The following is a 16,725-nucleotide window of genomic DNA, read 5'->3' as shown; positions in this document are numbered from 1 at the left end:
CATTTAACTTTTACTGGTTAAATCATGTAATGGTCATTTTTTTCCTTTAAATTCAGATAAATAAAACTAATTAGAGAAAAGATAGAAATAGCACTGTAAACATGTATAATTTATGCATGTTTACAGTGAGGTAGTATGATGCAAATTATAGATCGAGCACAAGAAGAAAAAATCCCACCGTTATTTCGACTCGCATTTCGTCCGTTTTTTATCGGAGCAGCAATTTATGCTGTGATTTCAATTGCATTATGGGGTTTGTTTTGGTCTGGTAATACTCACATTAGCCAATTTATGTATGGTAATCCGTTATGGTGGCATAGCCATGAAATGTTATTTGGATTTACAGGTGCGGTTATTGTTGGATTTTTATTAACGGCAGTACAAACATGGACCGGACAAACAGGAGTAAAAGGGTTCAAGTTAGCCTTTCTATTTAGTTTATGGCTTATTGCACGGTTAGGATTGATTTTTGCTACACCGAGTTATTTATGGATGGTCGTTGATTGTGCTTGGATTGTTGTTGCAACTGTTTTTTTAGCAATACCCATTATTAGAGTGAAACAATGGCGCAATTTGTTTTTTGTACCCGTTTTAATTATGTTTACATTACTCAATGTTAAATATCATTTAATGGTACTCAAGGTTATTCCTTACGATTTAAAAGCAACGGCATTAACAACACTGACTATTATTGCTGCGGTAGTATTAGTTGTGGGCGGAAGAGTGATCCCATTCTTTACCTCACGAGGAACACAGACTGCGACGATCACACGCATTCCAATGCTTGAATACGCCGCATTGGTGCCTATTTGGATATTACTAATACTCACTATTTTTCCTATTACCGTTTCAGCAAATGTATTAGCGACAACCTATATTATTGCTGCTGTGACTAATTTAGTGCGTCTGTGTCGCTGGCGTAGTTATAAAACAAAAACAGTACCGTTATTATGGTCGCTACATGGGGCTTATTTATCAATGATTATTGGTTTAGCATGGCTTGGTGGAAGTTATATTGATCATAATATGAGCTCGGCTATTGGGATCCATCTCATTGCTATTGGTGGTATTGGCGCGATGATACTTGCGATGATGGCACGTGTTTCATTAGGACATACAGGACGAAAATTACAGGTGGGTCGTTGGATGATGATCGCATTTGTTAGCATATTTGGTTCGTTATTAGCGCGAACATTATTAGTGGTTGTAATGCCAATAGCGGCGGTAGATGCATATGTTATTTCAGCCGTTTTATGGGTAATTGCATTTACTATTTTTAGTGTGGTTTATTTTCCAATATTAACAAAAGCTCGTGCTGATGGTCATCCTGGTTAATCTGTATTCAGTAAGGATAAACAGTGACATTGTTTCACTTTACTCCTAGAATACCTACCCGTTTACGAAGTTAAGAAGAATGATATGTATAATCACACGCCGACATTAACGCACTCAGAACAGCAAGTAGCTGCAGAGCGTATTCATGATCTTATGGCTACAGGTATTAGTAGCGGTGAAGCTATCATGATTGTTGCTCATGAGATTCGTGAAGCGGATATGAAGCGTCGTCAGGATGCTGGCGAATTCTCTGCGGATGAAGAAGAATAAAACTAAGTTATCATTCGTAACTATCTAATAAATAAAAAGAGCCTTTATGGCTCTTTTTTTATTTTTGAATAATTTCATTTCAAATAAATGACTAGCAACAAGGAATGTATTACTTCTACAATGAACTAATAAAATAAGAAAGTATCGAGGAAACATTGATGGATAGTCGTTATTTAGTAGCACAAGAATTTGCAAAAAAACGTCACGGTGAGCAAAAATATGGCGAAACCCCATATGCAGTGCATCTTAATACTGTAGCAAAATTGGCTCAACCATTTGGCATCGATGCGATGATTGTTGCTCAATTACATGATGTGATTGAAGATACGGATACTAATTTTAATGAATTAGTTGATCGCTTTGGTTTTACGATTGCTGATGCGGTTAATTCTGTTACTGATGTAAAATTAGAAGATCGTGCGAAAAGAAAATTAGAAATTAACCATCGCCTAGCAGCTTTAAACATTACAGAAGATGCCGCACGTTTAGCTCTGATAGTGAAAGTGTGTGATCGTTTAGCGAATGTGCGTTCAAGTAGTAAAAGCTCACCACGACATTATAAAATGTATCAACATGAACATTCTGCATTTAAAGATGCAGTCTATCGTCCAGGTCTTTGTGATGATTTATGGAGAGAACTAGATGGCCTCATTATTGGTCAACCTGAAGCTACGTTATGTAAGTAATATCTTCACTTTTCGACAAAACAGAGGCCTAACATCGTGTTAGGCCTTTTTATTTATATCAGCACTATTTGGGTCTAGGTCAGTCTTTATCGTAAATAGTCGGGATTGGCTGACGTTTATGCTGAGTTGCACGATAAATACTAATTAAACGCTCACTGACAAATTCATCAACGGGTTTACCTTCAAGGAAGTCATCAATTTGGTCATAAGTAACCAATAATGCCTCTTCATCCGCTTTCTGTGGTGCCAATTCTTCTAAATCAGCGGTAGGTACTTTAGCCACAAGATGTTCAGGCGCGCCTAATTTAGCGGCAATACTACGAATTTGACGTTTATTTAAACCAAAAAGAGGAGCAAGATCACAAGCACCATCACCAAATTTAGTATAGAACCCTGTAATATTTTCTGCTGAATGATCTGTACCAATAACAAGACCACCGACTAAGCCAGCGATTTCATATTGTGCAATCATACGTGCGCGTGCTTTAACATTGCCTTTTACAAAATCGACTTTAGCCGCATCGGTTGGAATTAAAGTTGTGCCTTCTAATCCTAATAAAGCACTGGCATGTAGTCCATCAACACCCGTTTTGATATTTACACTAACAGATTGACTAGGTTGGATAAACTGTAAAGCATGTTGTGCTTCATCTTCATCTTGTTGCTCGCCATAAGGAAGGCGAACAGCGATGAACTGATAATCATTGCTCGTTGTTATTGTATTTAAATCATTGATAGCAAGTTGTGCTAAACGGCCACAAGTTGTTGAGTCAACACCTCCGCTAATACCGAGAACTAAAGATTTACAACCAGATTGCTTAAGTTTTTTCTGGATGAAAGCAATACGGCGCTGGATTTCAAATTCAATATCGATAGTAGGTAGTACGCGCATCTGCTCACGGATAAGTTGTTCCATGGATCATGAATCCTTAAGGCTTTTGCCCAAATATTAATCATTTAAAACGACATAACGGAAAAATGAGAATTCAGCCATTACACCTTTATCAAAATCATGCGATAACTCTAACTAAGGATCAATGCTCAAGCGTGAATTTATATAAAATAATGCCGTTTTAGCGTAAAAACAGTACGATACTAAAGAATATTTCCTAAACTAGGTTGTATTTATAAGGTTGGTAATTAAGAGGGGAGTGATTGAAATATGAAACAGACACTGGCAGTTTTTGGTAGTGCATTTAACCCTCCAAGTTTAGGCCATCGTTCGGTATTAGAGCGACTAAGTCAGTTTGATAAGGTGTTATTGCTTCCTAGCTATCAACATGCGTGGGGGAAAGTGATGCTTGATTATGATGCTCGCTGTGATCTTGTTCGTGCATTTATCAGTGATATTGGACAATCTAATCTAGAATTGTCTACATTAGAACAACAAATTGCCATTGGTGATAACGCTGTCACAACATATTCTGTACTTAAAAACTTACAATTAAAGCACCCAGATACCAATATTACCTTTGTTGTTGGGCCCGATAATTTTCTGAATTTTCAGCGATTTTATAAAGCAGATGAAATCCTAAAACAATGGCAAATTATGGCATGTCCGGAAACAGTTCCAATACGAAGTACTTTAATTCGAGAGGCATTGGCAAGTAATGATGATATTAGCCAATATACAACGCCAACAGTTAAATTAATGCTCATGAATGATGAACGTTTTCTATTTACTCATTAACGAACGGATAGTTAATATTGCGCATGAATACGATGAAAGCAGTGATACTTATTATGATGAGTAACGTAATTTATTCATCATCTGCCTATGCTTATCCATGTAAATTGATATCTCATGAAGTCATTAAAACAGATGATCATTTGTTTCAATTTGATCATGCAGCCTGTCTATCATCGAATAATGCTGACAATATTCCATTTTTACATGTTAAGACTAATTCTTATGATCACGCTCAACAATTCAGTGATTGGAAACAAGATCATAATTATAACACCAGTGATTTTTGGAATTTGTGGAATGATGATTTTTCTGATCATCCTGTTTTTACTGACCATAATGATTCAATGTACTACGGTTTAGGATTTTGGTTGCCAAGAAAATATAATAATGAAGAGGTTGACGATGTGGTTGATGCTGAGCAATGGGTATTAAATCATGGTGTCCAAATGAGTTTAGGTTTTGGTGATCCAAATGATGATAGCACCCAGGTACGATTAGATTATCGCTGGCATACCAAGAGTAATGTTGATGATGGCATTTCATTACAAGTACATGTGCCGTTGAATTAAGAAAGATCCGATGGCGATTTAATATAAAAGCAATCAAACATGAAACGGAAGATAATGCCCATATTCATAATGGGCATTATTTTAAGATCAGGGATTATTAATGAAAGGACTTGCCTAGAATCGCCATCGCAAGCGCTTCAAGTAATACTTCTGATGTATTTAGCTGCGCTGCAATTTGCGGTAATTTTCTTCCTGAACGGATTAATTTCACCGTTTCACGTATGGTAAGACAAGATTCAAATTCTTTTAATGTCATCCCTAATACAGGTTGTATCGTTTTAATTGCTGATGAGTCAGTAACTTTATGACCATTAAGCAATAAGGCTAACGCACTATGATAGTGTTTGCTAATTGCAGGTGATAACGATTGGGTAGAGGCTGATAAGTTTGCTACTTGATCGGCCACGACTTTAAGTAAGCGTCCATCGACACCATTCCAATCATTTTCTTCAACTGGCTGTTTTTCAAGTTCGACCAATAAGGCATTAAGTAACGGGGTTACGATAAAGAACCCTGCATCACGACACAATGGTTGTCGTAAACGGATTGAAAACGCAACTTTAAAAAACTGCGTGCCAGGTAAAATCGTTAATGCATGTAAACAATCAAAGGGTACCCAAAACCCCTGTCCTTTGGACATGAGGTGCTCATGTTTACCTAAACGTATTAATATGCTGCCGCTATTCACAACAATAAAGTAGGCGTTGTGACTTTTACGACGAGAACCAACGAAAAGAAAAGGGTGCTCGTTATTGGAAAACTCAATGGCTTGTTTCATAATGTCTCTCTAACTCGATATCTTATACATATTCGGCTGTTTTTGTTTCATCGTCAACATTGCATAGGCGACAATAATCAAAATCAGTGTATGATTGGTCGTTTTTGCATTAGAACGCACTTTTTATGATTAATAGTGGTTGAAAATTCAACGACTCGCTATGGTTAGATCTTCAACCATATTCCTTATCGATTTAGGTTATTAGGTAAAATAATATTTACCAAAAAATAACTGATTTTTTCAAGATGAAGCCTTATTGTGTGTATAGATAACGATATTTATAAAGAGATCCGCCCTTACAACGATAACGAAGTTAAAGGGGCTATTAAACGCCTTATTGAGGATAAAGATTTTATCAATGCTATTTTAAAATACCGCTTTCCTCATGCTTCCGGTATGTTTGGGTGGTTGCTTATTCCATTAATAAAACGTTTTCTTGTTAAAAAATGGTCAAATGTGGCCAGTGTTAAAGACGTACAAGATTATGTTGCTAAGTATATGCGAGCAACAATAGATCATTCATGTGACGGTGTAACTATAACCGGCTTGGATAAGCTCGACCCAAATAAAGCCTACTTATTTGTTTCTAATCATCGTGATATTGCAATGGATCCTGCGATGGTGAATTGGTGTTTATTCAATAATAATTTCACTACAGTTCGTATTGCGATTGGTGATAATTTACTTAAAAAGCCTTGTGCAACTGAATTGATGCGTTTAAATAAGAGTTTTATTGTTAAACGTTCATCAAAAGGCCCTCGTGAGTTAATGAAGTCATTAGGTCTACTTTCTAGTTATATTTCACATTCTTTAATGACGGGCAATAATATTTGGATAGCACAAAAAGAAGGCCGAGCAAAAGACGGTAACGATAAAACTGATCCTGCTATTTTGAAGATGTTCTTCATGGAAGGACGTAAGCAAAAAATGCCCTTTGCTGAGTTTATGAGTGGCTTAAATATTGTTCCTGTTGCTATTTCATATGAAAATGACCCTTGTGATTTGGCTAAAGCACAAGAGCTTTACCAAAAAGAGACGACGGGAACGTATGAAAAATCTGAATTTGAAGATATTGAAAGTATTGTCCAAGGTATTGTCGGACAGAAACGTAGAATCCATATCAGCTTTGGTGATGTGATCACCAATGCGCCAGAAACACCTGATGAAATGGCTGCAATTATTGACAAGCAAATAACTGAAAATTATCATTTATTCCCATCAAATTATATTGCAGCAGAGATTGAATCGGATCAAGTAACGGCGGAAGAGCAACAGTTGTTTGCACAGAAATTAGCCGATCAACCACAAGGTGTACAAGCGATTTTACGCCGTATGTATGCATTCCCGGCTCAGAAAAAACAGCCCCTAGAATAAATACGTTTATTTTAAAGCCAATAACGCGGCTATTGCTATAATAGCAATAGCCGCGTTATTGTTTGTGGTTATATTTTTACTTAGATTATTTTTGGCTATGATTGCGGTGTTTTATACGGTGCTTGTGCCATACGATCGGCCATAAAATCAATAAAGCAACGTACTTTAGGTGCTAAGTATTTTCGTCGTGGATAAACAGCATAGATGGGTAAATCGACAGTTGTTTTCCACTCAGGAAGTAATTGAATTAATTTGTTATTTTTAATTTCATTGGTCATTAAGTATGTTGATAAATAGGCAATACCTAAGCCACTAACCGCCGCGTCCAATACTGCGGGGGCATTATCTATACGATAATTACCTCGAACACGAATTGATTGTTGTACACCATCACGAGAGAAAGCCCAATTTACATATTTACGTTCGCGGCTTTGATAAGTAATGCAATTGTGGCGGCGTAAATCGCTTGGTGTTTCAGGTTGACCATGCTGAGCAATATAATCTGGCGAAGCAACGACGACAAACTCACAATTAGCTAATTTTCTTGCCACCATACCTTCTGGCGGATGCTCATGAATCGCTATCCAGCAATCAAATCCTTCTTCTAATAAATTAGGTCGATGATCAAATAGACTAATTTCTAATTCTAATTCAGGATTACTTTTTTGAAATTCAGCTAAGGCCGATGTGATGTGAATATTGCCAAAAGATTGTGCAATACCAATTCGTAACACACCTTTGATTTCATTACGATAACCAGCCACCATCGCTTCAGCTTCATTAACGGTATCAACCAGTTGTTGACCATAATCGGCATACTGTAAACCGATTTCAGTTAAGGCCACTGTGCGTGTGCTACGTTGGACTAATTGACAGCCTAAGCGCTCTTCTAAGTAACGTACTTGTTTACTTACTTGAGATTTAGAGATGCCTAATCGTTCTGCTGCTCGAGTGAAATTTTGTTCATGGCCGATAGCTGCCAAAATAACCATTTGTTGAAGATTTTCTAACATAGTATCTACTCGAAAGAGAAAAGCAAAGTAGGGGGACTTTATATAACTTTGCTTGTTATTACATAAGAAGAATATGATTTCTATCATAGAGGATTATGTTCATTATTAAAATGATATGGTGCAATAAAGAAATTAACCATCGATATTAATAATAATATGTATCTGTACAAACGATTTTAGTAATAGATAAACAATCGTTACAATCATCACTTCACTATAGGAGATGTGATTAATGATAACGGTTTTTTGGCAGTTTTTAATCTTAGGGCTGTGTAGTTTCGGTGGTCCAGCTGCACATATAGGTTATTTTCAACAAGCATTTGTTGTAAAAAAGAAATGGCTTAGTGATAAGGATTTCACACAAGCGATTGCATTATGTCAATTTTTACCTGGTCCTGCGAGTAGTCAACTTGGAATGTATATTGGCTATAAAAAAGCAGGTTATCTAGGATCTATTGCCGCTTTTATTGGTTTTACCTTACCTTCTTTTTCATTATTAACTTTTCTTGCTATTGCCAATAATACATTTGGTAATTCTGTTATTGTTGAACATATTATTACAGCAGCAAAATTATTAGCGGTTGTGGTTATTGCTGATGCATTGTGGGGAATGGCAAAGAAGAGTTTAACGTCGATACCCACAGTGGCCACTACGTTATTAACCATGATATGGCTGATGTTTAGTCATGGATTACTTGGACAAATTATACCTATTGTTGTGGCAAGTCTTATTGGCTATTTATGGTCATTTAAAGTCCAAACGACTATTGATAATGTGAGAGTAAAACCTATTCGACCACACATGGGACTATTAAGTGTTTTTGTTGGTTTATTCATTTTATTACCATTAATGCCAGCAACTAATGATAACGTTAAATTATTGACTATTTTTTATCAAGCGGGGAGTTTTGTTTTTGGCGGCGGACATGTTGTTTTACCATTATTACAACCCATGCTCGCCGGAATGGTAACGGATAATACTTTTCTAAGTGCTTATGCTTCGGCACAATTAGTACCAGGACCGATGTTTACCATGGCGAGTTATCTTGGTGCTTCAGCTATGCCTACAATGCCGATTTGGGGAAGCTTGGTTGCGACTATTGCTGTTTTTCTTCCGGGTAGTTTATTGTTATTTGCTTTTTTACCAGCTTGGAAAGCTTTGTTTAGTCATCCTCGTTTAATACACGCTATAGTATTGATAAATGCCTGTGTTGTTGGTTTATTGGGATATGCATTTATTAACCCCGTAATAATAAGTTCGATTAAATCTATAATAGATATTATTGCAGTAATCGTGGGCTATATCTTAATTAAGAAATATCAATCTCCAGTATGGGTGGTCGCCATATTGTTGTTTCTATATGTGTCGATAATTAATCAATAAAACAAAGAGAGTCTATGGCTCTCTTTGTTTTAACTCTAATGCACTATAACTTTATAGCAATTAAACAGATAACACCGTACCATTAAGATTAAGTAAGCTTAAATTAAGAAATGCTTGATAATATATTGTGTTATATTGTCTATGAATTGAATAGGTAAGATGGATAAAAATCAAAGAATGCGTTTAAACATTACTAATTATGATGTATTACGAGCTGTAAAAGCAGAGATTAAACAAAGTGAAGCTCGTATTACTCGGCGAATATATACTGTCGCTATTTTATCAGTAGCAACTATTATTTTTGTACTTATGCTTATTATTACTAGCCAAACGGCTACGACGAGAGATTATGCAGCAGAAGCAATGAAACGATCTTTTGAAGCCGAAAGGGCTGTAAGAATGATTGATGAAACAGTGAATACTCATTTTTTAGAGCTGTCAAAAAATAAACAATAAAAAAGCTCCTAAATAGAGCTTTTATATGAATAGCTATTTTTTACCAATCTAAAATTAATTTATGATTTTCAATGATTAATTCAGGTTTGGTTTTTTTCAAAAGCGCTTGTTCTATTTCATTATCATTAAGTTTATATACTGGTTTTGTTGATAAAACTTGGCTTAAAAAAGAAACAATAGGCGTAATAACCGGTTTAGTTAATACATTGTTTAGCCGCTGAGGTGTAATATCTAATGATTCAATATTAAGGTTTTTTAAATAAATAGCACCTTGGTCTTGGTTATAATAGGGGATAGCACTAAAATTTGCTTTGATTGAGATGTTTTGAGTTGGTTGTCCCATTAACTCTAAATCGGCAGTTGCTGTCGCTGCAACATTTACTTTATTTTTAGCGACACGTCCAATACCAACCTTAATATTATCAAATTTACCGGTAGCATAGGCTAAGCCTTGAATACCAACTGAATGATTAAATTGAGTCTCTTTATTTAAATAAGATTGCATTTCATTTTCAGTGACACCGTAACTAGCACAACCTGAGAAGAACACTACCGAACCCGCAAGTAATAATGATTTTAAATGCATAACAAACCTTAACTATAGCGATAAAAGAGCACCTAATGTGCTCCATTATATAATAGCAAACAATCTATCATCCAGTGCTAGCAAATAGTATCGAGATATAACAATTATCACGAGAAGGTAAGTTGTTTAAATAGAATATGTTATATATCCATGCGATCTAGATAATCATCAGGTTTAACGTGTTTTCCATCGGTAAGAAAGATGGCAAGTGATTATAAATTCTCGTCCAGAATGCTATTAATAGTAAAAATTAACAATTAAAACCTCTATATCATTGATAGGTAGCAGCTATTGATTGTTAATAATTCATAAGTGAAACATAAGCAACCATATTTAACACCTAAATGATATTGATTCTCATTTGTAAATTGAGTAAAGTAACTCCATGACAAAGGAGTCACTTATGAATAAAGCATCTATTAGCCTTGATATGCAGCCAACCCCATTTAGCTTTAAGTTAAAAAAGAAATTACTTTTATTAGGTCCTGCATTCATTGCTGCTATTGGTTACATCGATCCTGGTAATTTCGCAACGAATATTGAGGCAGGTTCAGCCTTCGGTTACCAACTATTATGGGTTGTACTATGGGCTAATTTAATGGCGATGTTGATTCAATATCTGTCTGCAAAATTAGGCATTGTTACAGGTAAAAATTTAGCTGAACATTTACGTGATCATCTTCCTAAATGGGCAATAGCTCCATATTGGGTACAAGCTGAAATAATTGCGATGGCAACCGATCTTGCGGAATTTATTGGTGCGGCCGTTGGCTTTCAATTATTGTTTGGTATTAGCTTAATGGAAGGGGCTGTTATCACGGCAATAGTGACAATGATGATATTAATGCTTAACAATAAAAGTCAAAAACCACTTGAAGTCGTTATTGGTGCTTTATTATTACTCGTTGCTGTTATTTATATTTTTGAATTGTTTATTGCACCGCCAGCATCCCATGCTTTAGTTACTGGATTAATTGTTCCAACATTAAACAGTCCACACCAAATTTATTTAGCTGCAGGTATTCTTGGTGCAACGGTAATGCCTCATGTTATTTATCTACACTCAGCATTATTTAAAAACACGTATGGTGAAAAAGTATCAACACGGTTACGTTCAACAAAATATGATGTATTAATTGCAATGGTTATTGCTGGGTTTGTTAATATAGCCATCGTCGCTATGGCGGCCGCAGTATTCCATTATTCAGGTAATCAAGATATCGCTGAAATAGAAACAGCCTATAAAACATTAACACCATTAGTCGGTAAATCCGCATCAATATTATTTGGTATTTCGCTGGTAGCATCCGGTCTGTCATCAACCGTAGTCGGTACAATGGCTGGTCAAGTTGTAATGCAAGGCTTTGTTAAATTTAGCATTCCAATGTGGTTACGTCGTTCAATTACCATGATCCCATCGTTTGTTGTTATTGCCTTAGCGGTTAATACAACTGAAATTTTAGTCATGAGTCAAGTCGTTCTAAGCTTTGGTATCGCACTCGCAATTATCCCATTACTTTACTTTACCAATAGTAAGTTAATTATGGGTAAATATAAAAATAACCGCGTTATCTCGGTGTTAGGTTTAATTATTGTAGCAATTGTTCTTACCCTTAACATATATTTAAGCTACACATTACTAGCTTGATAATATGTTACTGACTCCTTACTTAACTCCCGTTAATAATATTATTATCGGGAATTTCTTTTGTGACAATTCTTTTGCTTATATAATTTATTAAGTGCTTTATATTCTCGTTTTAATGTTTCTTTCTCTCTTTTAGATGCATTAGATAACATCATTGATGATTGTTTTTCAAAGCTGTTTATTCGTGATTCTAACCCAGTACAAGGTAATAAAGCATATTGCTGAGTATAATGCTTTATTGTTAGAGCAGAGCTAGATATAGAAAAAACAATGAATGTTATTAATAATAATGTACGTATAAATATCAACATAATCAATCCAGTTTGTTATTTTTTATACGATAGCATTCTTCTGAAAATATAACAGAATATAGTACAGCTATTATACTTATGTTATATTTTTAACAACAAATATTGAAACTCACTGTTGTATAGTGTGATCTATTAACGACCCGGTGTAACGCCTTGTAATTCATCATCTGTACGACGGTCATAACGTTGGGTAGTTGTAATACTACTGTGTCCCATAAACTTACTGACTAATAATAAATCATAACCAGAACGTAATAAATTAGTCGCTACAGAGTGACGAAAATCATGGGGCGATATTCGACGTGAAAAACCAAGTTGATAAATATGTTTACAGAGATCATTTAATGTTTGAGTCGTTAAACGTTGTGACGTTAATTGCTGATAACGATTAACCCCACAAAAAAAACTTGAAATTTGTTGTGGATGTTGAGATCGCACCATTATCCATTGCTCAATTGCCGCATAAAGGTCGCTATTTTTTGAAAATGGAACATAACGTTCTTTATTACCTTTACCCAAAACTCGAATTTTACATAAATAAAGATCAATATCATTAACATCCAGTCCAATAACTTCTGCACGACGTAACCCAGATTCATACATTAACCAAAAAATTGCATTATCTCTTAATGCTTTTATCTTGTTCGATTGTGCTAAAGTTAGTGCCGATATTTGGTCAACATCGGTATAACTTAAGTAACGACCACTCGATTGTCGAGAGCCTCTTGGTAGTTTTATTGCTTTGATCCGTTGTAACGTTTCAATAGAAATTGACTCAGATAACCACGCATGATGAGCAACACCTCGTAACATTCTCAATAAATTATCGGCAGTAGCAGGGGCATAATCTTGTTTTCTATCGCTACTTTTCATAGTTAAACGTGATGATAAAAAGGATTGCATTGAGGTTTGCAATACTGGTGCATAAAGAACGCTATACCAATCCATCCTTTCAATACACGGTTTTATACAAAAACAACTGAATGCTTCAAGCATAATCTTAGCTTGTGATGTTAATTCAATCGTTAAAGTTTGTTCTGTATAACTTGGAGGAAGCCAGCCTTGTTCCAACTCTGTCGTTGATTGATTATAGAGTGAAAATTGCTCAATAGAATATTTCCAATTAGTATATTGAGATAGTGAAATCTGTTGCTGTTGATAAAAATAGTCACTGATTATTAATAATGCTTTCTTTAATGGGTTAACATGTAAATTCTTCAGCGATCGCTGTGGATCAAAAAATAATCCTTTCATCTTTGCTTTTGTTTTTGCTCGATGAATTAAAAAAGCAGCCATCGCTTTTTCAATAAGAGAAGGGGTTGTTAATAATACAATCCAATCAATTTTCTCAAATGTTGATGTTAATAGAAATCGACTAAAACGTTCTAATGTGTAACGAGCATTTGCTTGGCCGCCAGTAGTATCTGTCGCGGCAAGCGAATTAATATAAGCTAACGCAGGATTTATAACAAAATTATCACGTTGTCGGATCTGTTGGCTTACTGCTGTTTGTTGACGTAATGAACCAGGCCTAAGATTAAAGTCGTTATGTACTAAAGAATTTGAAGGGATGATCGTCATTGATTATGGTCTTTATTCTTGATCTGCTATAAGAGATATTATATAAGACTGATAAAATAAAGCTATATAAATCTGTTAGTTAGCTAAAAATGAGAAGATCATAGAAATCTGTATACAGAACAATTATCGCTCAAAAAAGCGGCAATATGAATAGGGGGGATTTTTATATTATCAGGTAATCTGTGGCACTTTATAATTATATAAAAGTGTTACGGTGTAACTAAGCGGGGTATTGAGTCTTTGATGAAGATATATTATAAACGAGAATGCGGCGTAATCTTAAAAAGAAAGACTAAACCGCGTTTAGAGCATGTTATTTAATATCATGATCACTGGATTTATATGCTATAAATGTTACATAACAAGATGAGAATTAGTGACTATTATTTACGATATCATCGATAAATGATCGTTTAGAAAGTGAACTACATACAGAGCCAAGACGCATTGCGGCATCAATACTTTTTTCTGTTTCGTTGAGTTCTAATAAACTATTTACATGAGAAGAAAGACATATATAACCACCATTCATTAACGAAACAACCACGCATGCATAATGATAAGCGGTTTCATTTTTAATATTTAATTCTTGTAGAGGACGAAAATGAAGACTTTTTAACGATCCTCCTTCCTTGATATCAATAAATTGTCGCGCAATAAAATAGGGATTAGTAACACCCATCCGTGAAATGGCATATTCAATATCTTCTAATATGGCCTCATCAGGGAGTTTTATGTGTTTATTGATATATTCAACAAGATACTTACTTTGAGAATTTAGAGCAGCAGCCCACGCTGCATAAATTAAATTATCATTATTTAATTCTGTTTGCTTTGTTAATAGCGATGACAGAAGGGCTATTTGATCATCAATTACTGGCATAAACTAATACTCATGATATGAATGTAAATAAATTAAAGAAACGTTGGTTGAATGAACCCAGCTAACGATTTTATATTATTAAGCCAATTTTTAATATTTTTATAATTATCTAAACTGAAAGAAGCTTCATCAATATAAAGCAGTGTTGAAGCGACAGCAATATCAGCAATGGTTGGCATATCAGTAACTAAAAATACGTTATCTTCTAATTGTAGATTTAAGATATTTAAAACGTCATGAGTGATAGTTTCACATTGAGGTAATAATTCTTCAGGTAACATTTTAAAAGCAGTAATTAATCGTGCTTTTTCAATTCCTTCATATAATTCGTTACTGACTAATGATAATAACGTGTCAATCTTAGCCGCTGTTGCAATGTCAGATTCTGGATACCAATGCGTTATTTGAGACTTTCTTGCTAAATAACGTAATATTGCCATAGAATCACTGACAGTCACTTGATCGTCAGTCATTACTGGAATTTTACCTAGAGGGTTAACGGCTAAAAATTCAGGTGACTTTTGTTCATTTTTACTTAAATCAATAACCTGCTCTTCAACATTAAAACCAAGTAATGATGCTGCTAATCGAGTACGGTAGCTAGGGATTGAATATGGGAAGCTATATATTTTCATGTTATTCTCTTTTTACACAAGTCTGTGTAAATTATTATAGGCCACTTTTTTTTAAACACAATCATTTTTACACAGATCTGTGTATAATAAATAAAATTAAAAGTAAGGCGGCACAAAAAATGACTAAGCGACAGAAATTAATCACTGGTTTTCTTGAACTAGCACAAAAAGAAGGGATCACGCTTACCGGTGTTGATACGATTGCAGAACATACTAAAATATCAAAGAAGACTATTTATAATAATTTTGGTAATAAAGAAGGTTTAGTCATAGAGGCATTAACATCATTTAGCAATAACATTCAACAAACCTGGGCGGAAGAATGGAATATTATTGAAGATAAAAAAGAACTAGTTTTAGCTCGGTTCAGTGAATTAGAGCGTTTAATAAACAACCAACAATTTTATGGCTGTATATTTATGGCAGCTTGTCGAGAATTTTCAGATGAACAACATCCATTGCATCAATTAGCGGTAAAGCATAAGCAAGCTTCTTGTATTGAAACACAAAAAAGATTAACTGCATTTGGAATTGAAAATTCTCAGTTAGCTTTCCATATTGAATTACTTTATGAAGGACTTATCGTTAAATTAGTCGCTCATAAAGACGTAACGTTAATTACTGATACTAAAGAAATCTTACGTACTCTTATCAAATAATAACTAAATATAATTAAGTATTATTCTTGTAGAGTACAAACGATATCCATTTAAGATAATAACAATATTGTGCTCTTCCATCTGAATATTAATACGTTTTTCATGCTTGAATATAATCAATACGGTAGCCACAAATACATATAATAATGTTTTTTCCTTCAAGATATTCAGATTTCCCACACTTTGGACATACGAAATTTTTTATTGAAGTAATCATAAATACACCATAGTTTTTAACATATATTCAATATATAGCGTATTAAATTATTGAGTAAGATTAGTTTCGATAACATGCGATAAGAGCCACAAAATAAAAATAAATTATGTGCTCTTTTAGCCAATCGTTCTTAATGCTTCCAAAATGGACTATTAATAAATATCATTCAACAATAGATTTTATAAAAAAGCTCCCACAAAATAAGAGCGAGAGCTTGTTTAATACACTGAATATTAGTTAATAATTACTTATCAACTTCAAAGCCAAATGTTTTGTTTTGAATATATACCATGTCACAGTCAGTGGTATATACCACACTATGAATGCGGTTAGCTTTGATATAACCCGTTTGGCCAGCAGTTAAGATCATTGGCTCGCCATCATTAACTAATTCACCATCAACGCGAAGATGGAATTGAATTGCAATTTCGCCAGTAACGATAATTGACATATCATCATGTGGATGATGATGAGGATCTTCTACTGTACCTGCTTGCCAACGTTCAAGTAATGCTGTTACACAATTGGCATTACTTTCATCAGTATCTCGAAAACTAAATCCAGTGAACTCAGGATCAGCAGTAAAATCAGACCAAATATCTTTTGAAATAAACGTGCTCATAATAAAGATTACCAATAAATAACAATAA

18 protein-coding genes are annotated in these 16,725 nt (G+C 34.6%); 10 read left to right on the top strand and 8 right to left on the bottom strand.

Annotated elements, in window-relative coordinates; genetic code table 11:
• The first annotated feature begins 135 nt into the window (after window positions 1-135).
• The 3 genes from GLP24_RS07880 (at window position 136) to GLP24_RS07870 (ending at window position 2,291) form a co-directional block, all read left to right on the top strand.
• Entirely contained in the window at window positions 136-1,335 is a 1,200-nt protein-coding gene (locus GLP24_RS07880) for an NnrS family protein (RefSeq protein ID WP_328283793.1), read from the top strand.
• Window positions 1,336-1,419: 84 nt separating this feature from the next.
• Entirely contained in the window at window positions 1,420-1,605 is a 186-nt protein-coding gene (locus GLP24_RS07875; RefSeq protein WP_101767799.1) for a YoaH family protein, read from the top strand.
• 158 nt (window positions 1,606-1,763) lie between these two features.
• Window positions 1,764-2,291: an HD domain-containing protein gene (locus GLP24_RS07870; RefSeq protein WP_101767800.1), complete on the top strand. Its 528-nt coding sequence runs from the start codon at window positions 1,764-1,766 to the stop codon at window positions 2,289-2,291.
• A gap of 79 nt (window positions 2,292-2,370) precedes the next feature.
• Here GLP24_RS07870 and nadE read toward each other — a convergent pair whose 3' ends face one another.
• On the bottom strand, window positions 2,371-3,207 hold the full coding sequence (gene nadE / locus GLP24_RS07865) for an ammonia-dependent NAD(+) synthetase (protein WP_101767801.1): 837 nt from the start codon (window positions 3,205-3,207) through the stop codon (window positions 2,371-2,373).
• A 246-nt stretch (window positions 3,208-3,453) separates the two neighbouring features.
• Here nadE and GLP24_RS07860 point away from each other — a divergent pair, with 246 nt between their 5' ends.
• Window positions 3,454-3,981 carry a nicotinate-nicotinamide nucleotide adenylyltransferase gene (locus GLP24_RS07860; protein ID WP_232615825.1) on the top strand — a complete coding sequence of 176 codons (528 nt, stop codon included), beginning with the start codon at window positions 3,454-3,456 and terminating at the stop codon, window positions 3,979-3,981.
• Between the two features lie 53 nt (window positions 3,982-4,034).
• Window positions 4,035-4,550, top strand: a complete 516-nt coding sequence (locus GLP24_RS07855; RefSeq protein WP_144043150.1) for a hypothetical protein — start codon at window positions 4,035-4,037, stop codon at window positions 4,548-4,550.
• A 97-nt stretch (window positions 4,551-4,647) separates the two neighbouring features.
• Here the strand turns inward: GLP24_RS07855 and GLP24_RS07850 are convergent, their stop codons facing one another.
• Window positions 4,648-5,328, bottom strand: a complete 681-nt coding sequence (locus GLP24_RS07850) for a hypothetical protein (protein ID WP_232575724.1) — start codon at window positions 5,326-5,328, stop codon at window positions 4,648-4,650.
• 258 nt (window positions 5,329-5,586) lie between these two features.
• On the opposite strand from GLP24_RS07850, the gene GLP24_RS07845 reads away from it, so the two are divergent.
• Window positions 5,587-6,702, top strand: coding sequence for a 1-acyl-sn-glycerol-3-phosphate acyltransferase (locus tag GLP24_RS07845; protein ID WP_101767805.1), 1,116 nt, complete (start codon window positions 5,587-5,589; stop codon window positions 6,700-6,702).
• 95 nt (window positions 6,703-6,797) lie between these two features.
• On the opposite strand, the gene GLP24_RS07840 is transcribed toward GLP24_RS07845, so the two are convergent.
• A complete protein-coding gene (locus GLP24_RS07840; protein ID WP_101767806.1) occupies window positions 6,798-7,715 on the bottom strand; it encodes a LysR family transcriptional regulator in 918 nt (305 codons plus the stop codon).
• 232 nt (window positions 7,716-7,947) lie between these two features.
• Here GLP24_RS07840 and chrA point away from each other — a divergent pair, with 232 nt between their 5' ends.
• The gene (gene chrA, locus GLP24_RS07835; RefSeq protein ID WP_232578999.1) at window positions 7,948-9,099 is read left to right on the top strand and encodes a chromate efflux transporter; all 1,152 of its coding nucleotides are present in this window, start codon (window positions 7,948-7,950) and stop codon (window positions 9,097-9,099) included.
• A 159-nt stretch (window positions 9,100-9,258) separates the two neighbouring features.
• Window positions 9,259-9,555: a hypothetical protein gene (locus GLP24_RS07830; RefSeq protein ID WP_232615824.1), complete on the top strand. Its 297-nt coding sequence runs from the start codon at window positions 9,259-9,261 to the stop codon at window positions 9,553-9,555.
• 40 nt (window positions 9,556-9,595) lie between these two features.
• Here GLP24_RS07830 and GLP24_RS07825 read toward each other — a convergent pair whose 3' ends face one another.
• Window positions 9,596-10,141 (bottom strand): DUF1439 domain-containing protein, encoded by a 546-nt coding sequence (locus tag GLP24_RS07825; RefSeq protein ID WP_101767809.1) that lies wholly within the window; start codon window positions 10,139-10,141, stop codon window positions 9,596-9,598.
• A gap of 403 nt (window positions 10,142-10,544) precedes the next feature.
• Here GLP24_RS07825 and GLP24_RS07820 point away from each other — a divergent pair, with 403 nt between their 5' ends.
• Complete coding sequence (locus tag GLP24_RS07820) at window positions 10,545-11,789, top strand: Nramp family divalent metal transporter (protein WP_407951498.1); 1,245 nt, start codon at window positions 10,545-10,547, stop codon at window positions 11,787-11,789.
• Between the two features lie 443 nt (window positions 11,790-12,232).
• Here GLP24_RS07820 and GLP24_RS07815 read toward each other — a convergent pair whose 3' ends face one another.
• The 3 genes from GLP24_RS07815 to GLP24_RS07805 all read right to left on the bottom strand — a co-directional run bounded on the left by GLP24_RS07815 (window position 12,233) and on the right by GLP24_RS07805 (window position 15,199).
• Window positions 12,233-13,681, bottom strand: coding sequence for a tyrosine-type recombinase/integrase (locus tag GLP24_RS07815; RefSeq protein WP_232615823.1), 1,449 nt, complete (start codon window positions 13,679-13,681; stop codon window positions 12,233-12,235).
• 373 nt (window positions 13,682-14,054) lie between these two features.
• Window positions 14,055-14,564 (bottom strand): hypothetical protein, encoded by a 510-nt coding sequence (locus tag GLP24_RS07810; protein WP_101767812.1) that lies wholly within the window; start codon window positions 14,562-14,564, stop codon window positions 14,055-14,057.
• A 32-nt stretch (window positions 14,565-14,596) separates the two neighbouring features.
• Window positions 14,597-15,199: a glutathione S-transferase family protein gene (locus tag GLP24_RS07805; RefSeq protein ID WP_232615822.1), complete on the bottom strand. Its 603-nt coding sequence runs from the start codon at window positions 15,197-15,199 to the stop codon at window positions 14,597-14,599.
• Window positions 15,200-15,318: 119 nt separating this feature from the next.
• Between GLP24_RS07805 and GLP24_RS07800 the strand changes: the two genes are divergently transcribed.
• Window positions 15,319-15,858: a TetR family transcriptional regulator gene (locus tag GLP24_RS07800; protein WP_194164808.1), complete on the top strand. Its 540-nt coding sequence runs from the start codon at window positions 15,319-15,321 to the stop codon at window positions 15,856-15,858.
• A gap of 461 nt (window positions 15,859-16,319) precedes the next feature.
• On the opposite strand, the gene GLP24_RS07795 is transcribed toward GLP24_RS07800, so the two are convergent.
• On the bottom strand, window positions 16,320-16,697 hold the full coding sequence (locus GLP24_RS07795) for a cupin domain-containing protein (protein ID WP_152653556.1): 378 nt from the start codon (window positions 16,695-16,697) through the stop codon (window positions 16,320-16,322).
• Window positions 16,698-16,725: the final 28 nt, after the last annotated feature.

This window comes from Photobacterium carnosum, from assembly GCF_021236965.1.
Lineage (GTDB): Bacteria > Pseudomonadota > Gammaproteobacteria > Enterobacterales > Vibrionaceae > Photobacterium > Photobacterium carnosum.
This window is presented reverse-complemented; position numbering and strand designations above follow the sequence as displayed.

Coding starts and splice junctions, on each gene's coding strand:
- GLP24_RS07870 (WP_101767800.1), top strand. CDS start 1,764: ATGGATAGTCGTTATTTAGTAGCACAAGAATTTGCAAAAAAACGTCAC.
- GLP24_RS07815 (WP_232615823.1), bottom strand. CDS start 13,681: ATGACGATCATCCCTTCAAATTCTTTAGTACATAACGACTTTAATCTT.
- GLP24_RS07855 (WP_144043150.1), top strand. CDS start 4,035: ATGATGAGTAACGTAATTTATTCATCATCTGCCTATGCTTATCCATGT.
- GLP24_RS07860 (WP_232615825.1), top strand. CDS start 3,454: ATGAAACAGACACTGGCAGTTTTTGGTAGTGCATTTAACCCTCCAAGT.
- GLP24_RS07805 (WP_232615822.1), bottom strand. CDS start 15,199: ATGAAAATATATAGCTTCCCATATTCAATCCCTAGCTACCGTACTCGA.
- GLP24_RS07810 (WP_101767812.1), bottom strand. CDS start 14,564: ATGCCAGTAATTGATGATCAAATAGCCCTTCTGTCATCGCTATTAACA.
- GLP24_RS07795 (WP_152653556.1), bottom strand. CDS start 16,697: ATGAGCACGTTTATTTCAAAAGATATTTGGTCTGATTTTACTGCTGAT.
- GLP24_RS07820 (WP_407951498.1), top strand. CDS start 10,545: ATGAATAAAGCATCTATTAGCCTTGATATGCAGCCAACCCCATTTAGC.
- GLP24_RS07830 (WP_232615824.1), top strand. CDS start 9,259: ATGGATAAAAATCAAAGAATGCGTTTAAACATTACTAATTATGATGTA.
- GLP24_RS07850 (WP_232575724.1), bottom strand. CDS start 5,328: ATGAAACAAGCCATTGAGTTTTCCAATAACGAGCACCCTTTTCTTTTC.
- GLP24_RS07875 (WP_101767799.1), top strand. CDS start 1,420: ATGTATAATCACACGCCGACATTAACGCACTCAGAACAGCAAGTAGCT.
- GLP24_RS07880 (WP_328283793.1), top strand. CDS start 136: ATGATGCAAATTATAGATCGAGCACAAGAAGAAAAAATCCCACCGTTA.
- nadE (WP_101767801.1), bottom strand. CDS start 3,207: ATGGAACAACTTATCCGTGAGCAGATGCGCGTACTACCTACTATCGAT.
- GLP24_RS07800 (WP_194164808.1), top strand. CDS start 15,319: ATGACTAAGCGACAGAAATTAATCACTGGTTTTCTTGAACTAGCACAA.
- GLP24_RS07840 (WP_101767806.1), bottom strand. CDS start 7,715: ATGTTAGAAAATCTTCAACAAATGGTTATTTTGGCAGCTATCGGCCAT.
- GLP24_RS07825 (WP_101767809.1), bottom strand. CDS start 10,141: ATGCATTTAAAATCATTATTACTTGCGGGTTCGGTAGTGTTCTTCTCA.
- chrA (WP_232578999.1), top strand. CDS start 7,948: ATGATAACGGTTTTTTGGCAGTTTTTAATCTTAGGGCTGTGTAGTTTC.